This is a genomic window from Rugosimonospora africana, from assembly GCF_016862975.1.
Taxonomy (GTDB): domain Bacteria; phylum Actinomycetota; class Actinomycetes; order Mycobacteriales; family Micromonosporaceae; genus Rugosimonospora; species Rugosimonospora africana.
The window spans coordinates 1-26,591 of sequence record NZ_BONZ01000109.1; the positions used below are offsets into that span (position 1 = coordinate 1).

Consider the following 26,591-nt stretch of genomic DNA (forward strand, 5'->3'; position numbering starts at 1 on the left):
AAAAGGCTCAGTGCCTGCGGCGGTGGTTGTACTCGTCTTTCCAATCGCTGATGACGACACGGGCGTGGGTCAGGGATCAGAACAGGTTGATGTTCAGGCACTCGTCGCGCAGCATGGCGTTAAACGAACTGACCATGACGCGCGCGGCGCGGGCTACTGCCTACCCGACCCCAATCATCAGCTCGCGACTGCACACACCGACGATCCCTAAACCCTTGCATTCGCCCGGTCTCGGCTCGGAAGGCTAGGAGTCAGGACCGGGCGCACGAGCGGTAGACCAGCTCGGTGATGACGAGCCCAGCCCAACGATGTGGACGCGGCCCAGTCACCCTTGGGAACCCACGCCGCCGCCGGTCACTTGGAGGGCCACCTGGCGGCTGGCCGCGGCGCGTTGAAACTGTCCGCCTGCATACTCCTGACGTGGCGGGCGTGTAGTAGAACGATTAGTCATGACTATTCCCGTCCCGACGACTGTCCTTACGCCAGGTACACCTGTACTCGGCCTTGAGACCACCGAGCTTCCCCAAGTCCTCGGCTTCTCTTGCGACGCCGCTCCGGTCGACACCCATGCCCGGCGGGCGAAGCCGTGATGAATAGGAGGGAGGAGCGCAAGAGGATTGACGAACTGCGCCGCAATCACCGCGGTTCTGTTAAGGACATCCTGACCGACCCCGCCTATCCGCCCGACGACCCCCATAACATCCCTGGGGTTTACTTCATCGTCCAGTATGCCGACTGGGTCAACGGCGGGAAACCCTACCAAGTCAAGATCGGTAAAAGCGACGATCCCCGTCGCAGACTCGCTGACCTCCAGACCGGCAACCCGGCCGAACTGGACTTGGCGCACGTCATCTACGCACCCGACAGCGTCCGACGTCATGCCCTCGAAACTGACTTGCAGCACAGTTTCCGCCACCTTCACGTAGTCCGCGAGTGGTTCAGCTGGTGTGACGAACTGAGCGACTACATCAGCACCTCGTGCAGAGAGCAATGCTGGGAGAGATGGTACCTGTGAGCGTGACTCGCCCGCGATCACTGGCGAGCGAGATCGGCCGGACCCGACACCTGATGCGCCGCATCAAGAAGCACCTCGACGACCTCACCGAGGACGAACGCGCACAGATCCAGGACGCAGTCACGTTGACCCGCCGCACCCGCCCCGCCGTCTCACTCGGCATGCCGACGATCCGGCCACGCTCATGACGGCGAACCCCGCTGCTTCCACCTGGGCCCGTCGAGACGACACCGCCCGCCGCCGGCAACGCGTCTCGACGCGCTCAAGACCGTCGCCGGTTCGGCCGCCGAGCCGACCGCTTTCGCATTGCGACCGCAGCCCACGTCCACCGCAGCTTCACCTATCGACACCCCACCACGGAAGATTTCTTCACTGCCGAAGTAGACCGAGCCTTCACGACCGTAGGCACATCAAAGCAGGTAAGTCGTCCCATGACGATCAGAGCTGTTGAGCAAACGGATCGCGGCGTGGCAAGCACGAGTCTAGTGATCATCGATGAAAGCACGATGAGACCCATGTTCCCACGCGGGCCACCCGCCCTCGATACCGCCGGCCTACTCCAGTTCGCGGCCCGGGTGCACATGACACCACCAATGCCCGCTGTGCCGTGATGGAGGACGTCACGCGACGTCAGTATGGCCTTCGCAGTTGTCCTCGTTGTCCTTCTCCATGCTATGTCTGCGATACTTCCCTACGTGAAGCTCAGCCTCGGAACTTTGGCCATGGCGGCGCTTTTGGCCGCCTCGGTGGCTGTGCAGATGATGGGTGGCTTAACGGCCGTACCCACATTGTTCCAGGCAGTGATGATATCGCTTGCCGCGGTTCTGTCAGCGCTGGTCAAGCTGCTGGACGACCAACAGGGTTTAAAAAAAGTCCGCACTGTAGAGTTTTACTCTACAGTCGATGATCGATTGTAGGGATGGGCCCATAGCACGGGCGACTCCTTGTCATCGCGATCGGCGCGCCGGAAACGGTACTCCGACCGGGAGTCCATCTCGAGGTACGCGTTCGTGGCAGCGTCCAGATCATGGACATCGTCAGACGTCGGCTTCTGGAAATCCCAAATCATCGGAATGGTCAATTGCGCTCGTCGTCGCAGTTACCCGGCGAGCGACCCCCGCCCAGTGGTGCGGCGTTCGTAGTCAAGAAGCTGTGCCCCGTGCATCGAACCCGGCATCACCGATCAATGGGGTGACCATGTGGCCGGGCGCTGCGGTCGTGGCAGTGCGTACGTGCTGCCGGTGTTCGAGTCCGCCCGCGTGAGAATGGCAGATCTGTGCAACCAGATCATCCATAGCTGGGTTTGGTCCTACGCCGTTGAGGAAAGGGCGGCCTCGCTGGTGTCTACGTTCCTTCGGATGGTGAGCGACCAAGCTGTGCGTACCTCATCGACGTCGACACGCTCGTCGAACTGTTCCGTTCCAACGAATACGAGGACATTGTGGGGCTCGTGGCCGCGCTTCCGTCATCGGCACCGACGAGGAGCCGCCAGGCAGGTGGAATTCCGCTATTGCTGCATTCCACCAGTGGGCATCGACAGTCACACGCTGCTCCAAGACGTGTCGCCGCGGCCGGGCCAGTTCCTCATCACACTCAACGGGCAGCCGCAGTGCGGGCAGGTCGGTCGGCGTCGATGGCACCTGGCAACCGTTTCAGAAGCCCGGCCACATCAGGTCATCGCGGGGCACGCGTTCATACAGAACCTTCGACGCGGCTACTACGAACTCGCGGCCGACACACCGCCCGCGCTGCGGGTCGCTGCTGCGTTCAACGAACTCGCCCAGGCGACCTGACCCGGACCCCGAACACGGTTCAACGCGCCGGCCGATCCCACAACGCAACAGCCCCGTTATAGGCCGCCGGAGGCCGGATCCAGGTCGTAGGGCCGGAGGCCCCACCCGCCGGAGGCGTGGGCCTGTTGAGGCCGTACGGAACCCCATCCGGTCCTGATCCCGTAGCTGTTCCGGCTATGTTCCGGGACTGCTCTGATTCGGTCTTATCTATTTCGGCACCACAGCCGCTTCAACGATCGGGGGTTCGGAAGCCTGAGAGCCCAGCTGAGCGTGCGTTCCGCTTGCAGAAGGAGCAGGCACGGCAGGCGGCTGAGGCCGCTACGCGCTCTGCCGAACAGAACCGGCATGCTGTAGCGGAAATGCAACGAGCCGAGATGCAAGAGCTAGTCGGCCAGATTATGCCGCGACTTGCCGAACAGAACTGGCGCGAGCAAGTCGGCGTCCCATTGGTCCAGGAAGTTCGGAAGTGGGGCAGGACGCACCGCGTCGAGATAGAGCAGCATGGACGGTTCGTCGCCCGCTACAGCTACGAAGCCGGACCTCGGTTTTACGGAGAGACGACCAAGATAACCGTCACGGTTTACCTCGATGAACGCGGGAGTCTCCGAGACCAGCAGTGAGAGCCGATCGGGAACATCGAACCCTTCGCGGACGAGACTCGCAAATGGGTCTACCCTCGCGACTCGATACTCCTTGGCCTCAGAGTGCTACACCGTGCCCTGACCGAAGGCTCGCCCCTGCCAAAGAGAGTCTGAGTAGAGGCGAGTCACACGGTCCCTTGCGCCCTGGCCTGCCCCGGTCACGTCCAGTGGCGTGGTGTAGCAATACGCCGCGACCGGCGATCTTTGTCCTAGTTTAGGCGGCGGTGGTCAGTTCTGGCTGTGGCTTGGCGTTGGTGTCGTCGGGCTGATCGTCGGTGGTCTCTTTCCGGGCTTTGGCGAGTAGTTCGGGTCCCATGTAGCGGCGTTGCTCGGTCCACTCGTCGGTCTGTTCGGCCAGGACCGCGCCGACCAGGCGGATGATCGCGTCGCGGTTCGGGAAGATCCCGACGACGTCGGTGCGGCGACGGATTTCCTTGTTCAGCCGTTCTTGCGGGTTGTTCGACCAGATCTGGCGCCAGATCTCGTGCGGGAACGCGGTGAACGCGAGCAGGTCGTCGCGGGCCTCGTCGAGATGGATGGCCGGGTTCGGGTACTTCCCGGCGACGGTCTCGACGACCCGGCTGAACTGAGCGGTGACCTGGTCGGAGTCGGGTTGGTCGAAATTCGTCCGCACCAACGTGGCGATCCAGGGTTGAGCGGACTTCGTGACCCGGGTGAGCAGGTTGCGTAGGTCGTGGGTGCGGCAGCGTTGCCAGGCGGCGCCGGGCAGCGCAGACCCGATCGCGGCGACCAGGCCGCGGTGAGCGTCGGAGATGACCAGGCGCACCCCGGACAGGCCACGGGCGGTGAGGCTGCGCAGGAACGCCAACCAGCCGGCGCTGTCTTCCTCGGCGCACACGTCCACGCCGAGGACTTCCCGGTGCCCGTCGGCGTTGACACCGACCGCGATCAGGCACGCGACGTTGACGGTGCGGCCGTCTTCACGGACCTTCATCGTCAACGCGTCCAACGACACGAACGTGTAGTGCGCCGAGTCCAACGGCCGGCTGCGAAACGCTTCGACTTGCCCGTCCAGATGTGAAGCCATCTCGCTGACCTGCGACTTCGACAACCGGGTCACCCCCAGTTGCTCAGCGAGCTTCTCGACCCGCCGTGTTGAGACCTCGAGCAGGTATGAGGTGGCCACGACGGTGACCAGGGCCTGCTCTGCCCGCCGGCGGTGCTCCAGCAACCAGTCCGGGAAGTACGAGCCTTGCCGTAGCTTCGGGATCGCCAGCTCGAGCGTTCCCGCGCGAGTGTCCCACTCCCGGGCCCGGTAACCGTTACGCCGATTCGTGCGGTCGTCGCTGCGTTGGCCGTACTCGGCCCCGCAGACCGTGTCGGCCTCCGCCGACATCAACGCGTTCGCGAACGCGGTCACCATCGTGGCCAACACGTCGCTGCTGCCATCAGCCGCCTGCTGGCGAAGCCAGCCCGCAGCGTCCGCACTCTCAAGTGCGGTCATCGGATACTCCTTCAAGATCTTGGTCGGTCTCTGAAGGATCTGTGAGTCTGTGGTGGCCGCTCTTGGTGGTGTACTGCCAGGATCGGAGCCGGTGGTCGCGGTTGACCCACGAAGGATCTGGCCGCCCTGTGCGTGCCTTGGGATTGACACGTCGCCGCGACCACCGACGCCGGCCTGGCTCACCCCGCTGACCTGATCAGAAGCCTGTCCGCTCTTCGGCGTGACTCATCACAGATATGTACGCGTGGTGTCTCCGCCCAGGCCGGCGCCGTTCACGGCCCGCCTTTGAGAGGAGACCGCATCGCCATGCTGGCAGAAACCGTCGACGCCGTCATCGGCGTGGACACGCACCGCGACACCCACAGCGCGAGCCTGGTCAACGCTCTCGGCGGAGAACTCGCCGCGATCACTGTCACAGCCGACACCGCCGGATACAACCAGCTGATGAGCTGGGCGCACCAGCACAGTCCAGGACCACGAGTCGTCTGGGCGATGGAAGGAACCCGCAGCCATGGTGCCGGCCTGCCCCGCGCCCTCAGGGCCGCGAAGCGGTTCGGCTGTTATTGACGACCCGCGACGGAGCGATCCGGGCCGCACGGCGGCGACCAACCAGCTCAAGGCCGTTATCATGGCCGCCCCTGACGACCTGCGCGAACGACTTCGTCATCTCACCGGCGCCCGCCTGGTCGAGGCATGCCTACGCTTACGCACCGGCCGCCGCGCGGACACCGAGACGCGTGTTCGCGCGACCACGCTACGCCGGCTGGGCGGACGCATCCGTAGCCTCACCGAGGAAATCAACTCAGCAGACAAGGACATCACCGAACTTACCCAGCAGCACGTCGAACCGCTGCTGGCACAGCCCGGTATCGGGCCGATCACCGCAGCCCAGGCATGGATCAGCTGGTCCGAGACCGGTCGATTCCGCAGCGAAGCATCATTCGCCGCCCTCGCCGGCGTGTGCCCCATTCCCGTCAGCAGCGGCAAGAACGAACGGCATCGCCTCAACCGGCACGGTGACCGGGCGCTCAACCGGGCGATCCACCAAGTCGTCGTCTGCCAGGAACGCTCTGACCCACGAACCCGTGACTACATCAGCCGGCGAGTATCTGAGGGCAAGACGCGGCGTGAGATACGGCGATGCCTCAAGCGCTACACCGCGCGCAAGATCTTCAAGATCCTCGAACGAACGCTGACCGCTGCGGCCACTTGACAAACATAGAAGTGTCAATCCGATGACCGTCTATGTAGTTACGGTCAGGTCAACGACCCAACCGCCGTACACCACCTCCGTGGACGTGACCTGCGAGCCAGATCACCGGTGGTCAGGATTCCAACCACCGCATCAGCGGCGGGACCAGCCTGACACTGAGGGAATTCTGAGTCCGGCACGCCGACGGGCGGCCGTTGACCACCTGATCCGCGTGATGGGGGTCAGCCAACGGTTCGCCTGCCGCGTGACCGGGCAGAACCGTGCAACGCAACGCCGCCCACCCCCGCGACCAGCGACCAACCGATCCCGACCGGGCACTGCGCGGCTGGCTGCGCGACTACGCCAAGACGCACCCGAGGTGGGGGTACCGGCGGGCCTACCACGACGCCCGCGGCGAGGGCTGGCACGTCAACCACAAGAAGCTCCAACGACTGTGGCGCGACGAAGGCTTACGAGTACCGCAGCTGCGCCGGCGTAAACGCCTGGGCGTCACCACCGCACCGACCCTGCCCGCAGCGGACGCCCCGAACCGGGTCTGGGCAGTGGATTTCTCGTTCGACGTCACCACCGACGGCCGACCAGTCAAAATCGCCTCGATCGTCGACGAGCGCACCCGGGAATGTCTCGGTGGCTTGGTCGCCCGGTCCATCACTGCCGACATCCTGATCAACGAGTTGGATCGTATCGCCGGGCAGCGCGGGTATCCGCAGGTGCTGCGTAGCGACAACGGCCCTGAGCTGGCCTGCGTCGCGATGGCCGACTGGGCAGGCGAGCGGGTCGGGCTGGCGTTCATCCCACCCGGTCAGCCCTGGCGCAACGGCTACGTCGAGTCGTTCAACGCGAGGCTGCGCGACGAGTGCCTGAACATCAACCTGTTCTGGTCCCTGACCCAAGCCCGCGTCGTGATCAGCGACTGGAAGGACGAGTACAACCACCACCGCAGGCACTCGGCCCTGGCCTACCAGACCCCGGCCGGATACGCTGCCGCCTGCACCCACCGATAACCGACTCTCGCAAGGCCCGGATCAGCTCACGGGGTCACGCCAGCTCCGAGCGGAACGGTACGAGGGATCGCACGAGGCTCGAAACCTCGAGGATGAGATTCGGGCAATGGCAGTCTGAAGACAGGCTCCGCTGTCTGCCTGGCTGCCTGTACCGATCTTCTTCGAACACATGTACTATACCCTACGAAGGCCTAGCGCCGATCTTTCGGTTTCTGGGCTTCCGACCGGCAACGATGGTTGCGATGGGTCGCCTTCGTAGAGCTCGACCGACGCTTAACTGGCAAGGTGGCCGGGTAAGTGGGCGTGCAAAAACGTCATACGCCGGATGTCTGTCTCGTGCGTACGGCGGACTGCCTCCTCTGGTCCTTGGAGGTAGAGTCGATGTACGGGCCTGTTACCGAGGAGCTACTCTGAGTGAGAGCCGTGTCAAGGCAATGACGAGCCAGGCCGACGAGACCTCTGCATGGTCGGTAGGCTTCCGTGCAGCTCTACAAGCATCCAAGCGGCCAGTCGAGGAGCTTTACCAATGCCTTGGGCTACCGGCCGGAGGTGGATGGCTGCGAGAAGCCCTCGACGGACGTAGGCGACCACCGACTCGCGACCTAGCTCTGCTCTCGGCCTTCTCCGGCGTCCCGTTGGCTGTGCTGACCGGAGAGGTGCAGCCAGAGCGTAGCTTGGCCGTGGCGCTTCGTGCTGGCCTGCTCCATACGCCGGACGAGGTGAGCCGGGCGACCAAACGCGCGGAAACAATCCTCGGCGATCTTCGCCTACTGCTGTCATGGTTTCCGCAGGAAGACGTACGGACGCAGGAGACGCTAAGCCGAGCGCGGCGAGCTGTTTCGGGTGACAACTTCGCCCAAAGGGCGGGCGTCCGGACCGCTGAGCGGCTCCGCGACCTTCTCGACTTGGGGGATGAACCCGTAGCAGACATCGTTCCGATTGTTGAGAGCTTTGGCGTGCCTGTCGTTCTTGAGTCGATACCAAACTCGATCCAAGGTCTGACGGTTCATGATGACGCTGGAGCGATAAGACGCTCGGTTGTGGTCGTCAATACCGAAGACTGGTGGGGGCGTCAGCGTTTCACCCTAGCGCACGAACTCTGCCACATCCTGTTCGACGATGCTCGTCCGGTAATCGTGGAACGCAAGGAAGTCGATCCGGAAGACTACACTGAGTTGCGGTGCGAGACCTTTGCGCGCCACTTTCTTGCGCCGACTGAAGCTGTAAGACATTTCTGGCGCGAGCATCGACCGCAAAGAGGCCACTCCTACGCTCGTTTCATAGCGATGCTTATGATGCATTTTGGTATCAGTAGGCAGGCAGCACTGAATACTATGCAATGGGACCTTAAAGTACCCGCTAGCGATCTTGACCCCTATCGCCGCGGGCGTATAGATCTGCTGATGCGGTCATCCGGTTTGAGCGAAGAGTGGGATGAAGCATGCCGGACGCAGCACGACCGCTCCGCCTCAGAGTGGTTGTTAGCTATGGCCCTGGATGCCTTCCAAAGTAGTTTGATAGACGCGTCAGTTGTTGCGAGCGTTCTCGGGAGAGACGACGACCTAAGCAACGTCCGGCAGGAACTCGTAGACAAAGGCTGGGCGCCGGCGCCTCCTCGTGGCTAGGCCTCAGAATTGCGTATTAAGTCACAGGTCGCGCAGGCCTGCTCTGCGGCGTCGCATACAAGTGTGGTCGCCGCTACGGGAAGGTCGTCGAGCGGAATACCGCTGATGCGCTGAGCTGCCACGAGAACTTCGAATGCTTCATCAGGACCGAAATGGCCGGCGCAAACCAGCTCCCTGAGGACGTGTCCAAAATTCCGCGTTGGCACATGATGAAAGGTCGCAACGACGCTTGCTCCACCGTCGTTACTTAAAAAGCTCACGCGCCGGCTCTGGCGTCGGCGCTTGATGCATATCGCGATTGTAAATGCTTCACCGACATTTGCGCGTTCGTGCCGAAGACCCTTTCCCGAGGCATGCGGTAACCGCGACAGCTGACCGTACACTTCGTCGAAGATCTTGCTCTCTGGTTCGTCATCGTCGACGACCACGGCTCCACTATCTAGGAAACGACCGCGTGCAGTTCGTGCTGCATTCTGCACTGCTCCGTCGATCCATGCTGAATTCGCCGGATCGGCGGCCCGTCGTACCTCGCCTTCCACTGTCGAGACGACAAACAGCCGACCATCATAATGGACCAGGAATGCGTTGAGGCAAGCCACCCGAGATGAGGCGGAATACATGACTCCCGTATCGAGATAAGCCCAGGCGCCGCTCATTCCGCAAGGTGGAATACTTGTACTGAATGCAGAACGTTGCGTCAGGTAGGCTGGTGGCCGCTGCGGGATAGATTGGATACGCTTCATCATGAGGGGTGTTGGCTTACGCGATTGGTCAGCCACTACGCGTCCCTAACCTAGGCTCTAGAACGGGGGGGTATCGTCGGACAGTTCGGCCCCTGGTCTGCTACTGGACGTGGCCGGTCTCTCCGTCCAGATGTCTCTGGCGTCGCACCAGCGTCGAACTGTGCAGGTCGGGCAACCGACGTAAGGCGTGGGTTCCCACCGTATGTCCGTCAACCAACTTCGGGCCAGACGACCGTGACGCCCGCGAGCCATCTTCATGAGATCGGTATCATCAGTGTCGAAAGTAAATACGCGTCCGCCAGTTGCCGTCAGCACTTCTAGTTGAACCTGACCCCGAGCAGCATGGAAATGATGGATGAGCGCTTGGTCCAACATCACAAGATCCCAAGCGACAGCGAAGAAGCGATCGAAGATCGAATCGCCGTCTACAGCTTCGCTCAATTGGTCCTGTGTGGTCTTGACTTCTCGGATCACGAGGGTGTCGCCCCGACGCCAGACCGCGTCAGCCTTGGTCGCCAACACAACATCACTTACGCGATCGTATGCGTACAACGTCTGTTCAGAGGCAACAAGTTCCAAAGGGTCCTTTCGTGGGCAGCATTCGAGGTGCGATAGCAGATATGGGTAGGCCAACGCGTACTCCGTCCGATCCAGCACCTCGTTGCCAACCGCAGGCTCACCATCACCAGGTACCGGCAGATCCGCTGCGCCGCACGGAGTCTCGCGTTGGTGGGCAGCAGCCATCCATCGATGGACTGCCGCGCCACGAAGCTGTTGCTCGTTTCCTTCTCGAGTCTGCGGCAGATGCGCTGCCCGCTCCATATGCCACTGCGAGGGGCATTTCTCATAACGCTCCAGATCTAACGCGGACACAGATCGGGTCCATAAGCCAGGCATTTCCGTCTGTATAAATCCGGGAGCGGGTATCAGCGCCCGACAGGCGCCGGCGAGCTTACAAGACGAGCAGTTGCGCCCTGGCTTCGCCTCGATCCCAGCAGTAGCTGCCAGGACGGCTGGTCTAGCGTGTTGCTGGTACAGACTCGCTGCCTCGGATCGCGAAATTCCGTTAATCAGGTGACGTTCGACCCCAGTCTCCAGACTAACTTCTGTCACCCAGATACGAACTGGTGCGTATCTGCCCGTTGTCTCGGCAGCGACGTGGGCCGCGACATAGGCCCAAGCAGTAAGCTCATCATGCGTGGCGCCGTAACGAAGCCTACGCATCTCACGATCCCCGTTGGCCGATTCATACAGAGCTCCCCAAGCCGTCAATCTAGCTGATCTTCCCTTGTCGAACCCGGGGAACGTGTCGATGAGATAGAGACGCCCTAGTTGTTCCTCCCGCGCCTCATGATACTGAAAGAAGCAGTCGAGTGCGTGGCGTAGGAAGTTGCGAACTCCAGTATGTTGTTCCTGGTTCAACATCGCCATGGACTTCTCGACAGCGTCCCACAGCTCCATCCCGCCGAGAAGGCGGCCGTTCACAGCCTTAATCGCATCGGTGAGAACTCCGAGCGCGAAAGGCTCCTTGCGCAGTAGCCAATCTCCGGTTTCCGGGATTGTTCGCGGGCGAACCTTGAGCGCTAAGTGCAGACGACAGTTCCTGTCGTCCTCAACTGCTTCGGCATCTGACGCGCCGACACGGAACGTCTGCTCATTCTGTCGAAGGCCCATTGGCGGGTTCCAAGACAAGCTGATACGCCTCCAGCAGCATCTTCGGTAACGAGGCGACTGCCCAGCGTCAGACTAGGCGTTCGAGTCCGGAAGAAACCAGCCCACAACAGCCGAGTGTGCGTCATACGTTCGATCGATGAAAGACGTGTCTTGACGGCTACCTCTCATACGCATGTCTAGTAGCGAAATCGCCTTCGTACGGATGTTCGAGAAGGGTCAATGCCCCAGCGCCTAGCAGTGAGAACTTGCCGACGAAGGGTTTGACCTCGTTGCGAAGCGTGAGGTCAGCGTCCTCGACGAAGTAACGTGCCAATGATCTGTCGGGCCCCAGGGCGTCCGTGACAGATCAGTCGCGGGACATGGGAGACACGTCGGGCTAGACGATCATGGTTGCGTCTGATTTTAGAGGTAGTCGAAGTAGCGGATCCACCATGTCGCTTCGGATGGCCCGAGGATGGCGGGGTCATAGACGCCGTCGTAGGGCTCCCGGAGGGGCTGTTCGGGGATGCGGATGTAGTGGAGGTCGGCCAGGGCGGTGTGGACGTGGTGAGCGTCGTCCGGGTGCAGGAGTTGGGCGGCTTCGTTGTCACTCCACACGCCGGGGTTGTCGACGGACAAGACCGCCAGGGGACCGAAGTTGCTGATGCTCGCGACGAGGGGCCGGCCGGTGGCAGTGGCCGTTGCGGGGATGTTGATGCGGCCGTAGAGGCTCGCGTCCTGGATGCTGCCGTCGGCCTGGCAGTGACCATCGAAGTACACGTTGAGTCGCTGCACCAGTTGATCGAACCGGATCCGGGCGCGGTGGTTGTCGAAGCCGGCGGGACGTTCGAGGTGGTCGGGGTCGTCCAGGGCGTGGAGCACGTGCCAGAGCTCGTGCTCGTCGAGAGGCATCGGGTCATTGTGCCGGATCGAGCTGGCATGGCGGTTCGGGTTTCGGACCTTGAACCGGGCGATCGGTCGGGTGGTGGTGCGGGCGACCTCGGTGAGTAGCTCGGGGCCGTCGTAGACGCGGAAGGTGTTGCCGGAGGTTTCGACGGTGACGGTGCGGCCGGCGTGGGCCATGCCGACATGGATGCGTTGTCGGGCAACGGCCAGGGAACCGCGGCAGCTGACCCGACGTTCGACCCGCACGGGTTCGGGTGCCGGTTGGGGTGGTGGCCCGGCGGGTCGGGCGTCGCGGATGCGGGTCAGATCGGCGGGGGTCAGCGGGGGCGGGTTCAACCGGTCGTCGCAAGGGCTCGATGAGTCGACGAGAATACGTCGATTCGATCGAGGGAGTTGTGATGAGGCGCAATCTGACGATGGAGCAACGCCAGCTGGCGCGGCGGCTTTCTGCGAAGGGCTTGTCGTTACGGGAGATCGGCCGCCAGGTCGGCTGTTCACACGAGATCGTGCGCAGCATAGTGCGGCGGGAGTCGAAACGTCCCGTGCGATCGGACTCATGGCGGCCTGGTCCCGGACGGCTGACCCTGACTGATCGGGAAGAGATCAGTCTTGGCCTGCGTGCCGGTGATTCCTTTACGGCGATCGCGGCCGGGCTGGGCAAGGCCGTCTCGACGGTGTCTCGGGAAGTGGCTGCCAACGGCGGTCGGGGTGACTATCGTGCCTGGCGGGCGCATCAGCGTGCGCGTGTGCAGGCGCGGCGGCCGAAGCCGTTCAAGCTGTCCGGTGGCCGGTTGGCGAGCCAGGTGACCGAATGGTTGAGGCAGTGGTGGTCACCGCAGGAAATTTCGCATCGGTTGCGGATGGAGTTCGCGGACGATCCGATGATGCACGTGAGCCGCGAGACCATCTACCAGTCTCTGTTCGCGCAGGGCCGCGGTGAGCTGCGCCGTGAGCTGGCTCGGTGTTTGCGTACCGGGCGGGTTAGGCGACGACCGCGTCGACGTCCAGAGAACTGGGGGCAGTTGCGGGACATGGTCATGATCAGCGACCGGCCGGCTGAAGTCGAGGACCGGGCCGTGCCGGGTCACTGGGAAGGCGACCTGATCATTGACAGAGACATGCGTTCGGCGGTCGGCGTCCCTGGTCGAGCGGACCACCCGATACGTGCTGTTGCTGCACCTGCCCGACGGTCGCGACGCGGTGGGCGTCGAGCGGGCGCTACGCGCCGCCATCGGCACGCTGCCAGACGAGCTGCGCCGTAGCCTCACCTGGGATCAGGGCAAGGAAATGGCTCACCACGCCCGTTTCACTGTCTCCACCGGCGTTCAGGTCTACTTCTGTGATCCTCACAAGCCATGGCAACGCGGTTCAAACGAAAACACCAACGGCTTGCTGCGCCAGTACATGCCCAAGGGAACCGACCTGTCGGTACACAGCGCGGAAGACCTCGCCTGCTATGCCCGAAGCCTCAACAACCGACCCCGCAAAACACTCGGGTATATGAAACCATCAGAGCGACTCGCCGAGCTCCTTGCGCACACCGGTTGAACCCGCCCACATCACCCGCCGGTTGTGGCTGGAAGAGGGCCTCAAACGGCCGCCGAGGGTACGTAAGAAACGCCGTACCGGTCCTGGCCGGCACCAGCGGATGCGCGCGGCTCGTCCGGACCAGATGTGGGCGTTGGACTTCCAGGTCGACGTCACCGCGGATGGCCGGCAGGTCCGCTTCCTGAACATCATCAACGAGTACACCCGTCAGGCACTGGCCACGAGGGCGGCCCGGTCCTTCACCGCGGACGCCACCATCGCCGTCCTCGACGAACTGGTCACCACCCTGAGCAGGCGTCCGGAGCACGTCCGGATGGACAACGGCCTCGAACTGACCGCGTACGCCCTCCAGGGCTGGTGCCGGTTCACCGGCGTGGATCCGGCCTACATCGACCCGGGATCGGCACCTGTGAGTCGTTCAACGGCCGGTTCCGCGACGAATTCCTGACCTGCGAACAGTTCGACACGCTGCTGGAGGTGCGGGTACTGGCCGAAGACTGGCGCACCGAGTACAACAGCTACCGGCCCCATGGCTCCCTCGGCTGGCTCACCCCAGACGCCTACCGAGAACAGTGGATCAACAACAACCGGCACACGAAACGCTCATAGCCGGTGGACCACCAACCGGGACCCAGTCACCGCGGTGATCTAGTGGTCGCGCAGCTATCACCGTGGCCGCAGATGTGCTCCCCGCGTATGCAATGCAGTTGGAGGAACGCTTAAACGTCTAGGGAGAGAAGGATCTCTCGGGCTAGCTGATCGCTGCCGGCGGCGACGAAGGTTTGTCGCGGGTTCATGGCCTTGGCGATGTCGTCGAGGGAGTCGAGGTTGTAGTCGAGTGGTAAGGGCCGGCCGGTCAGATCCAGTACGGTGCCACCGGCAGCGTCGAGCACGTAGTGGCCTGGTGCGAGGTCCCAGATAGCAAAGCCCTTGGCGAACTCGACGACGGCCTCGGTGAATCCGGCTGCGACGTGGCAGAGGCTGACTGAGCCGAAGTCGACGCCGATGCGTCCGCGGCTCTTGCCGTGCTCGTCCAGCTCGTCGAGTGCCTCGATGAATCGGCTCTGTCGACATAAAGGCAGGAGGCGTTCCGTGCCGCGCATGAGGAAGTTCGTGACTAGCGATTCCGACAGCCTTCTGGCAGCACGCGGAGTGAGTGGGTGGTGGCTGTCGTCGCTGGTGATCGCGTAGGCGCGGTCTTGTCCGTCGTCGCACCGAGCCGCGACGTAGAAGCGGATGTGGTGGTAGATGTCACCGATCACCGCGACGACGGGTCGACGCAGCGACCGCGAGTAGATCATGACGTGGGTGTAGCCGAGCAGGCCACGGACCGCCAGCTCGCTGGTGTCCAGAGGATCGACCAGAACACAGAGGTCCGGGTTCGGATCGCCGCCGATGATCTGGGGTTCGGCTTCTTCAGAGGCGTAGATGAACGAAGGGATGTATTGGCTAAGCGTGTCGCGGTAGCGTTCATGCATCCAGAGGTCGTGCACAGTGAGCAGGTTGTCGTGGTGCCGCGTATTCTCGCTCTCGCCGATGTCGCCTGTAAGCGCGGCTCCGATGAGCTTGGGACGGAGCTCCGACATGAGAATGTCGACAACTCCGATGGTTTTGCGGGCAAGACGGGGTAACGTCTCGTCAAGATCCATGTCGACCTCCCACGTCTACCGATGACGGTATGACTTCGTGTGTAGCTCAAGGCTGATCACGCGGACGTTCCTCCGCCACTGTAAGAGGACCGCGGTTCACATCGCCGCAGCGGGTCGTCCACACCGATCGGCCGCGTAGCCTCTCGCGTGTCCGGGCCCTGCTACCGAAGTTCCAGAGGCGGTTCGATGCCTGGCGGACTCATGGTCGCGGCGATGAACACCGCTTCTAGCTCCGCCGTACGCATGATCTGCGCGCCGGCCAGGTCGTCGAAACTAGCGACAGCCAGATCGGCGCTCTTTGTCATGGCGCCGAAGACAGCGAAGTAGAGGGATGCATCGGGGTATCGCCTGCGCAGCTCGCGACATGTGAAACCAATGACGTCAGCATGTTTGACCTCAAAATCGCAGATCAAGATCGTCGATCCTGGCGATGCGTCTGGGTAGAACGACTCAGGTGCGAGGGCGACGGTGTCGCGCACCTTGTGACACCGTAGGTATCCAATGGAGCACCGAGCGAACTGAGCCGAGGCGAGGAACGTAGCCATGACGAGGCCAGCCTCGTTGATGCCGAAGCATACATCCGCATCAAGGCGGCGCCCCATGTTCTTGATCTGGCGGATGAGCCGCTCGATGCCGAACCCGAAAGTCTCCCAAGTCAAGTTCAGTAGTTGACCTGGCTGAGGGTTCGGCAGTGTGAAGACGCAAACTTCAGGATTTCCATAAGCAATGGTAGGCACGCCGAGATTGAAGTCGGGCCCCACGATGTTCTTCCTAATGGCAGTCGTCGGTGAACGGCTCACGAGAAGATGCGTGTTGAGGTCTCCGGCAGCTGCATTTGGACGCCGGTCGTTGTATCGCTTGAGCGAGAGCTGGTCCTCTGGGGCGAGACGCTCGTATGCCTCTGATACAAGGTCGCTTGGTGAGATGTCCTCCGTTGTGATCCCGAGAGGTCCACGCCCGTAGGCTGTTGCCAGGACGAGCAGACTCGAGAACGTCGGTGGCGAGCCAGCCCCGCGCGTGCGGGCCCACGTTTCCCAGGCGTTGATGGTTGTTCCACCGAGGCTGGTCTGGTGGTCATTGACCTCGTTGTAGCGCACCGCGGCTTGATCCTGGGAGAGCCCGGCCGCGTATCGGTACGCCTGGATGCTCGGGACGTCGGGGTTCCGGCTCATCAGCTCGGCAGCTGCCGACTTTACTGAGCGTAGCTCCTTCCAGAGCTGTTGGCCATGGCGTGCTAGCTCTCGACCTCGGGCTTGAGGGCTGGGTTCGGCAGTCTTTCGCCCCTGTGTCGACGTCCCCATGCTGCTGCTCCGTCGTAGATGTCCCACTGCTATGAACCGTACGCACCGATCACATTACCGATTTGAATGGGTAACTGTCTTGTCCTCCGGCGTTGACGCAGGTCAGGGCGCCCAGAAATCCGAGCGTCTTTAGGCGTCCCGTGAGGTGCGAGGACAGAGCAGGGTTTGGGACGGTGTTGGTGGGTGTCCGGCACTGGGATTGAGAGTCTCGGACGGACCAACGCGACCCGGATGTTGGAGCGCCCCGCCAAAGACAGGAGGCGATGTGTTCGATCGGAGGGACGCGGAAGTGGGCTGGTTAACTGTGGGCAAGCGTGGCCCGATCGCTACGTCTGGCAGATGACTTCTGGCTTGCTTCCTGCAGCGGCATCACGGGCCGCCGCAAGCTCGGCCCGGCTGCTGGGAATCCGGTCTCAGCTGCATGTACGGGCCTGGTTGATGCACATAAGCTCTCGTGCCCACGACACGGTGGCCAGCTGATTGGTACGACTGATCCAGCCGGGCTGGACTGCTGAGCCCCGCACCGTCCGATCCGCGGCGTCCGGTCGAACGACGACTGATCCGACCTCTCACCCCTGCGGTTTCACGAAGGAGGCATATCGCCATGACCACCAACTCTCTGGCCGCCCCCGCGATGGTTGGGCGGCGCGGCGCCCAGATCCTGGCCCGGCTGTGTGGCGACGCCGAGTTCGCCGCGCTCCGCCGTTCGTCGCTTCGCTACGCCGACTGCTGGTCAACCTACACCGGCTATCCGTTGATCGCTGAGTGGAATCTGGATCTGGACGCGCCGCCTTTGTTCGACGAGGCGGTGAAGGTTCTCGCGCTGAAGGCTGCGGTATTCGAGCTGACCCGCGACGATGCTGCCGCGGAGCTGCTGGTGTCTCCGCCGGTCGATGAGATGGTGCACGCGGTCATCGCCCAGGCCGGGTTGGTGGCCCGGGTGTTCGCCCGGGCGGGTGCCACGGTGGTGCATCAGACCGACCATGAGCAGTTCGGTTGGACCTGGGGTGACTACACCCAGCAGTGCTACGTCGAAGCGGGTTTCGGTGTTCCTCCGGGCCGGTATTGGCTGGATGCGCGCGAGACGCGGTGGCGCCGGCAGCTGCTCAACGAGCGGTACCAGCGCATCGGGATCGGCAGGGACGGCTGCAGCCATGACATCAAGTTTGCGGATCCGGAGCTACTGACCGCGTAGCTGGGCCGACAGCACCCGGCGCATCGCCGCGACGATGTCTTTGGCGGGGAAGCGTTGGGCTGCGGTGGCCTCCGCCCGCCGGAGGGCGGAGACCATCTGATCGGCCGGCACGACCCGGAGCGACGCGACCAGCCACGCTCCCAGGTCCACCGGATCGTGCGGCAGCTCCAGCTGCGCCGGACTGGGCGCTGGCGGCTGTGTCGGGATCGGTAGCAGCGTCTGGCCGCTGCTGGCATACAGGCCGGGTGGCAGCCCGACGCGGAACGGGTGCACACAGGTTGGTTTCCCGGTGTGGATGTTGATCCGCCAGCCGAGTGCCGGGTCGTAGCGGTTGTCCGGGCCGGGGCGGTCGACGACGTCGAAGCGGCCCAGTCCGAGGCACTGCGCGGGGCACACGGTGCAGGTGGCGCCGTCCCACCCGGGAAGACGTCGACCGGTCAGGTCATCGGGTTCAGACACAGGGCACCGCGCAACGGGTTCGGGGCCAGGGACTTCAGGACCGCACAGGGATCCAGAAAGGAACGCTACGGTGAGTGTACTGACGAGGCCGCATCATCCGTTGGTCGCCACGGCATTCGGATTGGCTCGGCAATGGTGCGCCGGGCGCGAGATCGACGGCCATCCGACGCTGTCCCATGCGGTGCGGGTCGCGGTCAAACTCGACCAGCACCTACCGGCCGTGCCGCCCCAGCTGATTGCCGCCGTCCTGGTCCACAACAGTCCGGAGTTCGCCCCCGCCACCGTCGACGTGGACGCCGCGTTGACCGTGTGGCTGGGGCCGGAAATCACTCGTGTCGTCGCGGCGATGCATCGTGAACACGCCGCGATGGATGCCGGAGTGCCGGCGGTGCCGCCGCTGCGCGACCTGTGGACGCTCTACGCGAGTGCCGCCGACAAGATCGTCAGTGTCGGGTCGATTCTGGCCAGGGCCGCCGCAGCCGATGATCCGAAGGATTTCTGGTGCGGGCGGCAGGCGTTCGTGGCGCTGGTGCCGTACTTCCGGGAGTTTCACACCGCGACGTCGGCCAGGCTGCCAGCCGGTCTGCGCGACGAACTGGGACTCGCGGTGGCCCTGGCCGAGTCCGCCACGGCCGCACCGGCGTCGACGGCTGCCGCGGGCGATGCCGGCGGTTCCTCCTGCCCCGGCCGGTGGGGGAGGGCGTCGTGAGGTGGAGTGCGTCCACGGGTGCGCCCTCGGAGGGGCTGCGGAGTGCCCGCTCGGGCATCGACACGTCGGTCGCGCACCCGGCACGCCGCTACGGGTACTGGCTCGGCGGCAAGGACCATTTCACCGCCGACCGGGCCTCCGGGGACGCGATCGCCGCCGCGTTCCCTGACATCCGGACCGCGGCTGCCGAGAACCGGCGCCTGCACCGGCGGGTGGTCACGTTCCTCGCCGGTCAGGCCGGCGTCCGGCAGTTCCTCGACATCGGTGCCGGGATCCCCGGCCCGGACAATACCCACGAGGTCGCCCAGCGGATCGACCCAGCGTGCCGGGTGGTGTATGTCGACAACGACCCGATCGTCATCAATCACAGCCGGGCGTTGCTGTCCAGCAGCCCGCAGGGCGCGACCGCCGTTCTCGACGCGGACGTGCGGACACCGCAGGACATCCGGCATCACTCCGACGTGACCGGCACGCTGGACCTGACCAGGCCGGTTGCGCTGCTGCTGTTCGCCGTCCTGCATTTTCTACCCGACGAGGACAAGCCCCATGAGGTCGTGGCGGAGCTGGTCGACGCTCTGCCGGCCGGCAGCTATCTCGCGGTTTCCCACGCCACCTACGACTTCATGCCGCCGCACACGATCACAGCCCTGGAAGCGGCCACCGCCGTCCACGACCGGTTCCAGCCTCGCACTCTGGATGAGGTCGACCGGTTCTTCTACGGGCTTGAGGTGGTGGCACCCGGTGTCGTGCCCACCCCGCACTGGCGCCCCGACGACCAGGCCGCGTCGCAGCCCACACCGGCGGAGGCCGCCGCCTACACGGCCGTCGCCCGCATCCCACCTCGCCGGTGACCCGCCCATGCACGCGCTGAACCCAAACCGCACCCGTCAGTTCACCACCGTGGTCTCAACGGCGGCGGACGAACAGCCGCCCCCGCGCACCCGTCGACTGTGAGGAGATGATGATGAACCGCCAGAACCCGCTCACCGCCACCTCGATGAGGAGTTCAGCTCGGACGCAACCTGGCGCCAGGCCGGCAGGCGCACATGTCGCTGCGACCGTTGATCTGGGCGAGTCCGACATCACCGCGTTGATAGGTCAGCTCAAGACTTTGGATCTGCGTCTGGCGGTCACTCGGCTGGTCGTCAGGGATGTCAGCGAACACCTCGGCGACGATGAGGCGGGTATCGATCTGATCGTTGAGGACGTGTTGCGGCTGTGGCAGCAGTCCGGCCAGGATGATCCGGCAACGTTGGATGGGTCCGACGGCTTCTGGAACCGCTACGCCGACCGGATCGAATTCGCACCGGCTGGCGGCGACGACCGCTACCGGGCAGAGTACTGGCCTCCCGGCCAGGGAATCGGCTTTGAGGAGTACTACCGGGCTGTCTGGCGGGCGCACCTGTCGCAGCTGCGTGACGCTCACCGGGCAGCTCAGTCCCCATCACAGCCACAGGCTCCCCAGCCCGGATCGAACTGAGTCCGGCGCGAGGTGCAGCCGAAACACAGTGGACGGTCCTTCGAGTGGCAGACCAACGGGGCTATCCGTATCGCCATGGCAGTCCACCGGCAACACGTCACCAGCGCCGGAGATCCGGTGGTGTGTTTCGCTTTAGGGAAAGCACGTGAACGGTGTACGACGGCAAAGGAGCAGCGCCACCGGTGTCGGCGCCGTGACAGGTATGTCCGGGCCGGCAGCGCTGACCGGCTGCGGCGAGCACCGGACCGCCGGCGGCGGCCCCTCCCATATCGTGGCCCTGCCGAGCTGTCACATGCTCGTCAGCCGAATCCCGGCCTGCGCACTGAGGAGTCCGGTGCGGCGGTTCCCCAATCCACCAGGCCGGCACACCGACAGATGCTGCAGCCGAATCGGCACTGCTACACCCGATCATCGGGCGTTGCCGTCGACGGCACGGCTCCGTGGCGGAGTGCGGATCTGGCTGCACCGACCCGCGAGGGGCCCCGACGGTGGCGGCGACGAGCCGCCAGCCGTCGCGACCTGGCCGTGGAAGGGACGTCGCGGTGTTGAGCCACGAGCAGCCGGCGCTCGGAGCCGACTGTCGACGGCCAGATGGTGGGCGGCCTGGCCGTCGACTGTGGGCCGGTCGTCATCGGCGTCCGGATCGGCGCGGCACAACCACCCGACGCAGACGCACGGCTGCCGCGGGCCGTAGCGCAGGGCATCGCCGACGCTGTTTCCGCTGGTCTTTAACTGCCACGCATCCGGTGGTGAATCGAGTTGCTCGCCACGCACGACGGGTGCGGCCGGGCGTGCGTGCAGGAATGGGAGTGGACAGGGTGACGGAGTTGACGGTGCTGACCGTGAAGCAGGAGCTGGTGCAGGCCCGCGTCGAGAGAGCGTCGATGGCTGGCAGCTACGCCTTTTCCCAGAAACACTCTCCGCAGGAGACGCGGTGGTACCCGCTGGCCTCGGGCGTGCGTGCCAGTTCGGCGATTCCTGGTCGTCGGGCGGGAACATGAACGCGATCGCTACGGTAACCATTGCCACGTCGGCGACCGGACTGACCGCCTACGCCGTCGCCCGGCGCACCCGGGCCAACGCCGCGACATGGCTGCGACGGGCACCCACGTGCCGCCCGGCCGGTCCGTACCTGCTGTGGCGATCAGCTACCCGTCAGCGGTGTGCCCGCAGGGTAGGACTCCACCGACTGATCAGCGCGAACGACGGTGATCGTTGCTGGCGAAGTCGCCCGGTCCTGTGGGCCGAGCACCACGAGGTCGTGCGCGGGCAGCACGAAGACTCCTTTCGGGGGGCGGATTTCCACGCGTCCCTCAAGCTCCAGTTGGGTGATCGCTTTGTGGACGGTGGTCCGGCTCAGGTTTGTTCGCTGTTGGATGCTCAGCTCCGAGGGCAGGCGCTGACCGGGCTTGATCCGGCCGGCGTCAATGTCGGCACGGAGTGCGTCGGCTACCTGCTTCCAGAGCGGCCGGTCGATCGAGGGGTCGATAGTCATCACGTACCTACGTTACTCGCGGCTCAGGTCTGTCGGCTGCCGGCCTGCGGGCCGTCGGGGTCGCTCGGGTCTGGCGATCGAGTCTCTCGCCATCGCGGGCAGCCCCGACTTCAGCGGTCCGCAGCGCGACCCGGTGCCTTTCCCAGCGGACGCACCATGCCGGGGCGGGGTGGGGGACTCCAGGGGAGGCGCAAGTGATTGTCACGAGGGCTGGTCGGCGACTGGCTGCGGTCGCCCTGGGCGCTGTCCTCCTGCTGGCCGGCTGTTCAGATCGCACCGGAAGTGAGCCAGCCGGGCGTCAACCATCCAGGACCGTCGCTGTGGAATCCGCCGCGCCTTCACCGAGTGCCCGACCGGCTACGACACCGGCCCGATGCCCCGGCCTACTTCTGCAGTGGGCCGGTGTGATTTTCGACCATCCACACCTGCGGACGCCGTTACCCGTCGCCATGTCCCCCTTGGGCAATCTGGATTGCGCGACGGACACCGCCGAGTATCGCCGGCTCGGCGGGCACGGCCTCGCGCAGGTGTTCCTGGGAAGACCAGATCCGGCCAAGGTGCCTGCGAACATCCCACTGGCTGACTGGCTTGAGCAGGACGCCACGGCGATGGTCAGGATCGACTGCGGGCCAGGAACTCCTCCCGCGACCACGGTCGGTCCGGTCGTCGAGCAGCGCTGCACGCATTCGACAACGGCGCCCGGCTTCACCGCCGCGATCGCAGTCTCCAACGATCGGGCAGCCGCTGCCGCGATACTCGATCTCACCGGAGACACGGCGCCGGATACGGCAACGCGGCACTACCTCGTAGCGCAGGCACGGACACTGGCATACGCCATGTTGGGCAGTTTGTGAGGCCCAGGGATCGGCTGACTCACGTGAGCGGCGAGCGGCCCTGTGGTGACGGTCCGGCGGTGGGCCGGGTCCGTACCACGTGCAGCGGTAGGTTGCGCTTCGCCGCTGCTCGCGGGCCCCAGGCCAGGTTGGCGTTCGCGTGTCGCGGCGGTCCATGCGGCGTTAGACCGATCGGTGCGTGTTGGCATTCTCGCGAAAGGGTATCGGTTGTCGGTTGATGAACACGCATCGGCGAGTCAACGTCGCCAACTTGTCTGGATGAGATGTCCAGCGTCCAGAGACATGCGGACAGTTGGCGGCTAACCTCGAATCAAGGAATCGTCAGCCGTCAATCAATGGCAGTGTGTCCGTTCCAGGGATTGCGATGGTACCGGTGTGTCGGACCAGTTCGCGTGTCTGTCCGCGAGGGGAACGGCCGTGTGTCTATGCCAGAAGGGGAACCGCATGGCGCTGCTTCGTGATCTGCTGCGGATCGTGACGATCACCGGCCGTTCGCCGGACCGGTCCGTCACGGTCACCGCCGAGGGCTCCCCGGCCCGGATCGATGTGAGCCTGGCCCCCGGATGCAGCCGGAAACACAGTGAGCAGTCCTTCGAGCGGCAGATCAACGGGGCGATTCGCGTCGCCATGCTGGCCTACCGGCAACACCTCACCCGGGCCTGGGAACAGGCAGCCGGAATAGCCGAGGAACACACGTGAACGGTGTACGACGACTGAGCCGCGCTGTCGGTGTCGCCACAGTGGCAGGTCTGTCCGGGCTGGCAGCGTTGGCCGGCTGCAGCGACCGCCAGCCCACCGGCGCCCACGCCGCGGCGCTGCCCAGCTGCCGCACGCTGGTCGGCCGAATCCCGGCCAGCGCGCTGAAAAGTCCGACCGAGCGGTTCGCCCAGCCCACCAACGCCGGCACACCCACCGACTTCGTCCCTGCATCGACACGGCTGTGCCCGCTCATCGGGGTGGCAGCCGACGGCAAGACCCCGCTGCAGGTGCAGATCTGGCTGAACCGGCCCACCTTGAGCCCCGGCGGCGGCGACCAGGCACAGACCCTCGGCGACCTCGTCGTGGACGAGACGTCGCAGTACTGCGCCACCGTTCCACCAGTCACCACCGGAGATCCGGTGACCAGCAGTCGATGCTCCGGGCCAACAATCGACGGCCAGGTCGCGGGCCTCGCCATCGTCCACGGGCCGTTCGTCATCGGCGTCCGGATCGATTCGGCACAGGCACCCGGTCCCGACGCGCAGTTCCCGCAGATGCTGCAGACCGAAGCGCAAGGCATCGCCGACGCCGTCGCCGGCGGTCTTTGAGCACCCCACCGGACCGGAAGAACGGAGGACGGATGCAGACCCTCTTGGACCGGTACGAGCAGGCCACCCAGCGGCTCCCGATCGCTGTCACCTCACCGGGCGGGTGGGTGACGGTCCGGCGCAGCGAGACCGGCGAGGTGAGCGTGACGCTGCGACGCCACACGCTGGCCCGGATCACCGAGCGGGAACTGGCCGCGGAACTGCGGCACGCACTCAACGACGCCTACCGGACCTACCGCGACGAATGCCGGAAGCTGCGGCGCGCGATCTTCGGACCGGACTACGACGAGATCCACACCAGGAGCGGGGAATGGGCACCGGATATCTCTCGGTAGACGTGCAGCAGTTGGCCAACCATGCCAGCGCACGGTATGAGGATGCCCTGATCTGCGAGGCGCTGCGTTCGTTCCTGCTGTTCGCCGGTGACGTGCCCGCCTTCGCCTGGGGGACCATGGAGTGGTCCACGCGGTGGGCCAAGGACTGGGCAAGCGCCCTGGACTGCCGGGTGGATGAGGCGGTCACGGCGCGGGACGTCCAGGCTGAGACCGCCGCCGTCCTGGCCACGGTCGCCGCGGACTACGCGGATGCGGACATCACCTGTGCATTGACCTTCGACGACATCGCGGCTGTCAACGACTTCTTCGTGCCATGGCTGACCGACAGCGGCCAACAGGCCATCACCGTGCACCCCGGCGGCAGCCCCACCATGCCCGACTACGCCCATGGCACACCGCGTCCGAGGATCCCGAGGGGCGACCCTGGAAATCCTGACGATCTCAAGACCAGGGTCAGTTTCGCCAGCAGCGACCACGCTGTGAACAGCCCCTGGGTGGAAAGCCGCGGCGCGGTGACCGATCGGGACATGATGTTCCGGACGCTCGGCGAGACCCCAGGACGGCGCAGACTGCTGGACTTCATCCGGCAGAACGGTGGCCACGTGCGGCAGGCAGAGCGCATCGTCAGCCAGCTCGGCCTGGCTTCGGGAAGACTGCCGATGGAAGGCTTCATCAATGAGGCGGCGACGGCGTGGCCGGGCATCATCGCCAACCGCGCGGAACTGGTCAACGCGGTCAGCGCGGAGTGGGACGAGCGCCACGCGGACATGAGCGCGCAGACCACCGCGCTGACGGACTACTGGAGCAGCCCTGGCGCCGCGACCGCCTACCTCAACCACGCCAACCGCTGCATCACCTACTACGACGTCCTGCGGGATCAGGCAGCGTGGCTGGGTGGCCAGGGCAAGAACGCCGCCCAGGCGATCGACGCACTTCAGCTCGCCTACGCCAGGGTCGGCTACGACCACATCGACAACCTCATCACTAAACTCGAGGCGTACCTCGACGCGGCGGACAGCTTCACCGGCAGCCTCGACTCGCCGGCCAAGGCGCTGGCCGCGGCACTGTCGGCCATGGCCGCCGACATGCTGGCGAGCTGGCGGGAGGCCAACGACGACGCTGCGTCGGCGCTGCAGATCGCGCAGGCGGCACATGACAGCGCCCCGGATCTCGGCGACGCCACCCACCGAGCTCGGCCCTTTCCCAGCGAGCGCGGACTGCCGGGCTACGGCGACGTTGCCGGGTGGAAACCCAACCAGGGTTGACCCTCTGGCGTCGTCCCCTGACCAGCCATCAACGGCGGCAAACGACCGGCCGGCACCGGAGCGGGGCCGGTGTGTGGCGAGATGCCTCGCTGCTCACTGATCGGCCCGGTATCGCAAGACCAGCGCAGCGGCGGCCTGTCATCACCGAGCGGATCGCTCCCGCCGGCGCACGTGGCTCCCGGGACCTGCTGCCCTGCCGGGGGTCTGTTCACCCCGGATCAGGAAGAGCACGGCGAGGGACGGCGATGTGGCCGAAGCCGCCGGTACGGCGCTGAGACTTGCCGGTGACCCCCGTGGTCTGTCTCGTCGGCGGTCATGGATTCGTGGTGCCCGAAGGCCAGCCACCAACGACGGCTCGTGGACAACGCAGGGTCCAGGACGTCCTGAGCACGGGCATGCGTCCGGTTGTCCCGGCATGGCACGTCGCGATATCGGCTGATGATCGAGGCAGATATGCCGGTCCGGTACGTCCGTCGGAGGGCGGTAGATTCCACTCGTCACGCTCGACGTCCTCGAACACCTGTGCGATTGTGGTCGCCGTGGAGCGACGGCGGAGGCATTGGTGGAACGGCAAGTGGGGACGCATCGCCAGGCGGGACGTCTTCCTGAGTCTCGATGATGGGACCGGGCTGTGGTGGGTCGAGGCCCGCGAAGGCGGGGCCGAGGGCAGGCAGGTCCGCCAGGAGTTCGACTGCGAGCCGGACGCCCTGCGACGCATCCGCCGGCTGACCGAGGGCTCGCCGATCGACAACTGGCGCGAGATGCCGGCGGGCTAAGCGATGCCACTGGAATGCCAACTCTTGGCTGAGGGTGCTTACCTGATCACGAGCAGGTGGGCTCGGCTCGCCGGCTACTTCCTGCGGCAACACCGGGTGGAGCGAGCCTGGGTGACGGTCTGGAGAGGGTGATGCGCTTCAGCGCCGCCCACTGCCTGTG

At 64.8% G+C, this 26,591-nt stretch carries 28 protein-coding genes and 3 pseudogenes; 22 read left to right on the forward strand and 9 right to left on the reverse strand.

Annotation, left to right across the window (positions count from 1 at the left end):
- Positions 1 to 10 precede the first annotated feature (10 nt).
- Positions 11 to 133: pseudogene (locus Raf01_RS45015) on the reverse strand (integrase core domain-containing protein); the annotation flags it as partial.
- A gap of 456 nt (positions 134 to 589) precedes the next feature.
- Between Raf01_RS45015 and Raf01_RS45020 the strand changes: the two are divergent.
- The 4 genes from Raf01_RS45020 to Raf01_RS51120 all read left to right on the forward strand — a co-directional run bounded on the left by Raf01_RS45020 (position 590) and on the right by Raf01_RS51120 (position 2,808).
- Positions 590 to 1,015, forward strand: coding sequence for a GIY-YIG nuclease family protein (locus Raf01_RS45020; RefSeq protein ID WP_203924308.1), 426 nt, complete (start codon positions 590 to 592; stop codon positions 1,013 to 1,015).
- A 2-nt stretch (positions 1,016 to 1,017) separates the two neighbouring features.
- Complete coding sequence (locus Raf01_RS45025; RefSeq protein ID WP_203924309.1) at positions 1,018 to 1,203, forward strand: hypothetical protein; 186 nt, start codon at positions 1,018 to 1,020, stop codon at positions 1,201 to 1,203.
- Positions 1,204 to 1,710: 507 nt separating this feature from the next.
- Entirely contained in the window at positions 1,711 to 1,932 is a 222-nt protein-coding gene (locus Raf01_RS45030; protein ID WP_203924310.1) for a hypothetical protein, read from the forward strand.
- Between the two features lie 609 nt (positions 1,933 to 2,541).
- Complete coding sequence (locus Raf01_RS51120; RefSeq protein ID WP_373319766.1) at positions 2,542 to 2,808, forward strand: hypothetical protein; 267 nt, start codon at positions 2,542 to 2,544, stop codon at positions 2,806 to 2,808.
- An 855-nt stretch (positions 2,809 to 3,663) separates the two neighbouring features.
- On the opposite strand, the gene Raf01_RS45040 is transcribed toward Raf01_RS51120, so the two are convergent.
- Positions 3,664 to 4,914 (reverse strand): IS256 family transposase, encoded by a 1,251-nt coding sequence (locus tag Raf01_RS45040; RefSeq protein ID WP_203924311.1) that lies wholly within the window; start codon positions 4,912 to 4,914, stop codon positions 3,664 to 3,666.
- 306 nt (positions 4,915 to 5,220) lie between these two features.
- On the opposite strand from Raf01_RS45040, the gene Raf01_RS45045 reads away from it, so the two are divergent.
- The 4 genes and pseudogenes from Raf01_RS45045 to Raf01_RS45060 all read left to right on the forward strand — a co-directional run bounded on the left by Raf01_RS45045 (position 5,221) and on the right by Raf01_RS45060 (position 8,756).
- Entirely contained in the window at positions 5,221 to 5,481 is a 261-nt protein-coding gene (locus Raf01_RS45045; RefSeq protein WP_203924312.1) for an IS110 family transposase, read from the forward strand.
- Between the two features lie 61 nt (positions 5,482 to 5,542).
- Entirely contained in the window at positions 5,543 to 6,127 is a 585-nt protein-coding gene (locus Raf01_RS45050; protein ID WP_203924313.1) for a transposase, read from the forward strand.
- Positions 6,128 to 6,290: 163 nt separating this feature from the next.
- Positions 6,291 to 7,131: pseudogene (locus Raf01_RS45055) on the forward strand (IS3 family transposase); the annotation flags it as partial.
- 641 nt (positions 7,132 to 7,772) lie between these two features.
- Positions 7,773 to 8,756 carry an ImmA/IrrE family metallo-endopeptidase gene (locus tag Raf01_RS45060; RefSeq protein WP_239134481.1) on the forward strand — a complete coding sequence of 328 codons (984 nt, stop codon included), beginning with the start codon at positions 7,773 to 7,775 and terminating at the stop codon, positions 8,754 to 8,756.
- Here Raf01_RS45060 and Raf01_RS45065 read toward each other — a convergent pair.
- The 3 genes from Raf01_RS45065 to Raf01_RS45075 all read right to left on the reverse strand — a co-directional run bounded on the left by Raf01_RS45065 (position 8,753) and on the right by Raf01_RS45075 (position 12,235).
- A complete protein-coding gene (locus tag Raf01_RS45065; RefSeq protein WP_203924315.1) occupies positions 8,753 to 9,535 on the reverse strand; it encodes a hypothetical protein in 783 nt (260 codons plus the stop codon). The two genes, Raf01_RS45060 and Raf01_RS45065, sit on opposite strands and share 4 nt — an antisense overlap.
- 21 nt (positions 9,536 to 9,556) lie before the next feature.
- Positions 9,557 to 11,173, reverse strand: coding sequence for a PD-(D/E)XK nuclease family protein (locus Raf01_RS51125; protein WP_203924316.1), 1,617 nt, complete (start codon positions 11,171 to 11,173; stop codon positions 9,557 to 9,559).
- Between the two features lie 402 nt (positions 11,174 to 11,575).
- Positions 11,576 to 12,235 carry a hypothetical protein gene (locus Raf01_RS45075; protein WP_203924317.1) on the reverse strand — a complete coding sequence of 220 codons (660 nt, stop codon included), beginning with the start codon at positions 12,233 to 12,235 and terminating at the stop codon, positions 11,576 to 11,578.
- Between the two features lie 221 nt (positions 12,236 to 12,456).
- On the opposite strand from Raf01_RS45075, the pseudogene Raf01_RS45080 reads away from it, so the two are divergent.
- From Raf01_RS45080 to Raf01_RS51130, 3 genes and pseudogenes are all read left to right on the forward strand, one after another.
- A pseudogene (locus Raf01_RS45080) lies at positions 12,457 to 13,606 on the forward strand (IS30 family transposase).
- Positions 13,607 to 13,706: 100 nt separating this feature from the next.
- Positions 13,707 to 14,054 carry a DDE-type integrase/transposase/recombinase gene (locus Raf01_RS45085; protein WP_203924318.1) on the forward strand — a complete coding sequence of 116 codons (348 nt, stop codon included), beginning with the start codon at positions 13,707 to 13,709 and terminating at the stop codon, positions 14,052 to 14,054.
- Positions 13,964 to 14,215 carry an integrase core domain-containing protein gene (locus Raf01_RS51130; protein ID WP_203924319.1) on the forward strand — a complete coding sequence of 84 codons (252 nt, stop codon included), beginning with the start codon at positions 13,964 to 13,966 and terminating at the stop codon, positions 14,213 to 14,215. The genes Raf01_RS45085 and Raf01_RS51130 overlap by 91 nt, the downstream gene beginning before the upstream one ends.
- Positions 14,216 to 14,325: 110 nt before the next feature.
- Here Raf01_RS51130 and Raf01_RS45095 read toward each other — a convergent pair whose 3' ends face one another.
- Positions 14,326 to 15,255 (reverse strand): inositol monophosphatase family protein, encoded by a 930-nt coding sequence (locus Raf01_RS45095; RefSeq protein WP_203924320.1) that lies wholly within the window; start codon positions 15,253 to 15,255, stop codon positions 14,326 to 14,328.
- 161 nt (positions 15,256 to 15,416) lie between these two features.
- Positions 15,417 to 16,352, reverse strand: coding sequence for a phosphoribosyltransferase (locus Raf01_RS45100; protein WP_203924321.1), 936 nt, complete (start codon positions 16,350 to 16,352; stop codon positions 15,417 to 15,419).
- Between the two features lie 808 nt (positions 16,353 to 17,160).
- Between Raf01_RS45100 and Raf01_RS45105 the strand changes: the two genes are divergently transcribed.
- The gene (locus tag Raf01_RS45105; protein ID WP_203924322.1) at positions 17,161 to 17,751 is read left to right on the forward strand and encodes a hypothetical protein; all 591 of its coding nucleotides are present in this window, start codon (positions 17,161 to 17,163) and stop codon (positions 17,749 to 17,751) included.
- Here the strand turns inward: Raf01_RS45105 and Raf01_RS45110 are convergent.
- A complete protein-coding gene (locus Raf01_RS45110) occupies positions 17,737 to 18,210 on the reverse strand; it encodes a hypothetical protein (RefSeq protein WP_239134478.1) in 474 nt (157 codons plus the stop codon). The genes Raf01_RS45105 and Raf01_RS45110 overlap by 15 nt on opposite strands.
- 70 nt (positions 18,211 to 18,280) lie before the next feature.
- On the opposite strand from Raf01_RS45110, the gene Raf01_RS45115 reads away from it, so the two are divergent.
- From Raf01_RS45115 to Raf01_RS45130, 4 genes are all read left to right on the forward strand, one after another.
- Positions 18,281 to 18,919 carry a metal-dependent phosphohydrolase gene (locus Raf01_RS45115; RefSeq protein ID WP_203924323.1) on the forward strand — a complete coding sequence of 213 codons (639 nt, stop codon included), beginning with the start codon at positions 18,281 to 18,283 and terminating at the stop codon, positions 18,917 to 18,919.
- Positions 18,916 to 19,770 carry an SAM-dependent methyltransferase gene (locus Raf01_RS45120; RefSeq protein ID WP_239134479.1) on the forward strand — a complete coding sequence of 285 codons (855 nt, stop codon included), beginning with the start codon at positions 18,916 to 18,918 and terminating at the stop codon, positions 19,768 to 19,770. The genes Raf01_RS45115 and Raf01_RS45120 overlap by 4 nt, the downstream gene beginning before the upstream one ends.
- Before the next feature lie 107 nt (positions 19,771 to 19,877).
- Positions 19,878 to 20,399, forward strand: coding sequence for a hypothetical protein (locus Raf01_RS45125; RefSeq protein ID WP_203924324.1), 522 nt, complete (start codon positions 19,878 to 19,880; stop codon positions 20,397 to 20,399).
- Positions 20,400 to 21,208: 809 nt separating this feature from the next.
- On the forward strand, positions 21,209 to 21,400 hold the full coding sequence (locus Raf01_RS45130; protein ID WP_203924325.1) for a hypothetical protein: 192 nt from the start codon (positions 21,209 to 21,211) through the stop codon (positions 21,398 to 21,400).
- Positions 21,401 to 21,543: 143 nt separating this feature from the next.
- Here Raf01_RS45130 and Raf01_RS45135 read toward each other — a convergent pair whose 3' ends face one another.
- The gene (locus Raf01_RS45135) at positions 21,544 to 21,894 is read right to left on the reverse strand and encodes a winged helix-turn-helix domain-containing protein (RefSeq protein ID WP_239134482.1); all 351 of its coding nucleotides are present in this window, start codon (positions 21,892 to 21,894) and stop codon (positions 21,544 to 21,546) included.
- Between the two features lie 404 nt (positions 21,895 to 22,298).
- Here Raf01_RS45135 and Raf01_RS45140 point away from each other — a divergent pair, with 404 nt between their 5' ends.
- The 6 genes from Raf01_RS45140 to Raf01_RS45165 all read left to right on the forward strand — a co-directional run bounded on the left by Raf01_RS45140 (position 22,299) and on the right by Raf01_RS45165 (position 26,431).
- Complete coding sequence (locus tag Raf01_RS45140; RefSeq protein WP_203924327.1) at positions 22,299 to 22,748, forward strand: hypothetical protein; 450 nt, start codon at positions 22,299 to 22,301, stop codon at positions 22,746 to 22,748.
- A 444-nt stretch (positions 22,749 to 23,192) separates the two neighbouring features.
- Positions 23,193 to 23,447 (forward strand): hypothetical protein, encoded by a 255-nt coding sequence (locus Raf01_RS45145; protein WP_203924328.1) that lies wholly within the window; start codon positions 23,193 to 23,195, stop codon positions 23,445 to 23,447.
- Positions 23,444 to 24,055 (forward strand): hypothetical protein, encoded by a 612-nt coding sequence (locus tag Raf01_RS45150; protein WP_203924329.1) that lies wholly within the window; start codon positions 23,444 to 23,446, stop codon positions 24,053 to 24,055. Before Raf01_RS45145 ends, Raf01_RS45150 begins: the two co-directional genes overlap by 4 nt.
- 32 nt (positions 24,056 to 24,087) lie before the next feature.
- The gene (locus tag Raf01_RS45155; protein ID WP_203924330.1) at positions 24,088 to 24,390 is read left to right on the forward strand and encodes a hypothetical protein; all 303 of its coding nucleotides are present in this window, start codon (positions 24,088 to 24,090) and stop codon (positions 24,388 to 24,390) included.
- On the forward strand, positions 24,366 to 25,655 hold the full coding sequence (locus Raf01_RS45160; RefSeq protein ID WP_203924331.1) for a hypothetical protein: 1,290 nt from the start codon (positions 24,366 to 24,368) through the stop codon (positions 25,653 to 25,655). The genes Raf01_RS45155 and Raf01_RS45160 overlap by 25 nt, the downstream gene beginning before the upstream one ends.
- Positions 25,656 to 26,194: 539 nt before the next feature.
- Positions 26,195 to 26,431 carry a hypothetical protein gene (locus Raf01_RS45165; protein ID WP_203924332.1) on the forward strand — a complete coding sequence of 79 codons (237 nt, stop codon included), beginning with the start codon at positions 26,195 to 26,197 and terminating at the stop codon, positions 26,429 to 26,431.
- Positions 26,432 to 26,591 lie beyond the last annotated feature (160 nt).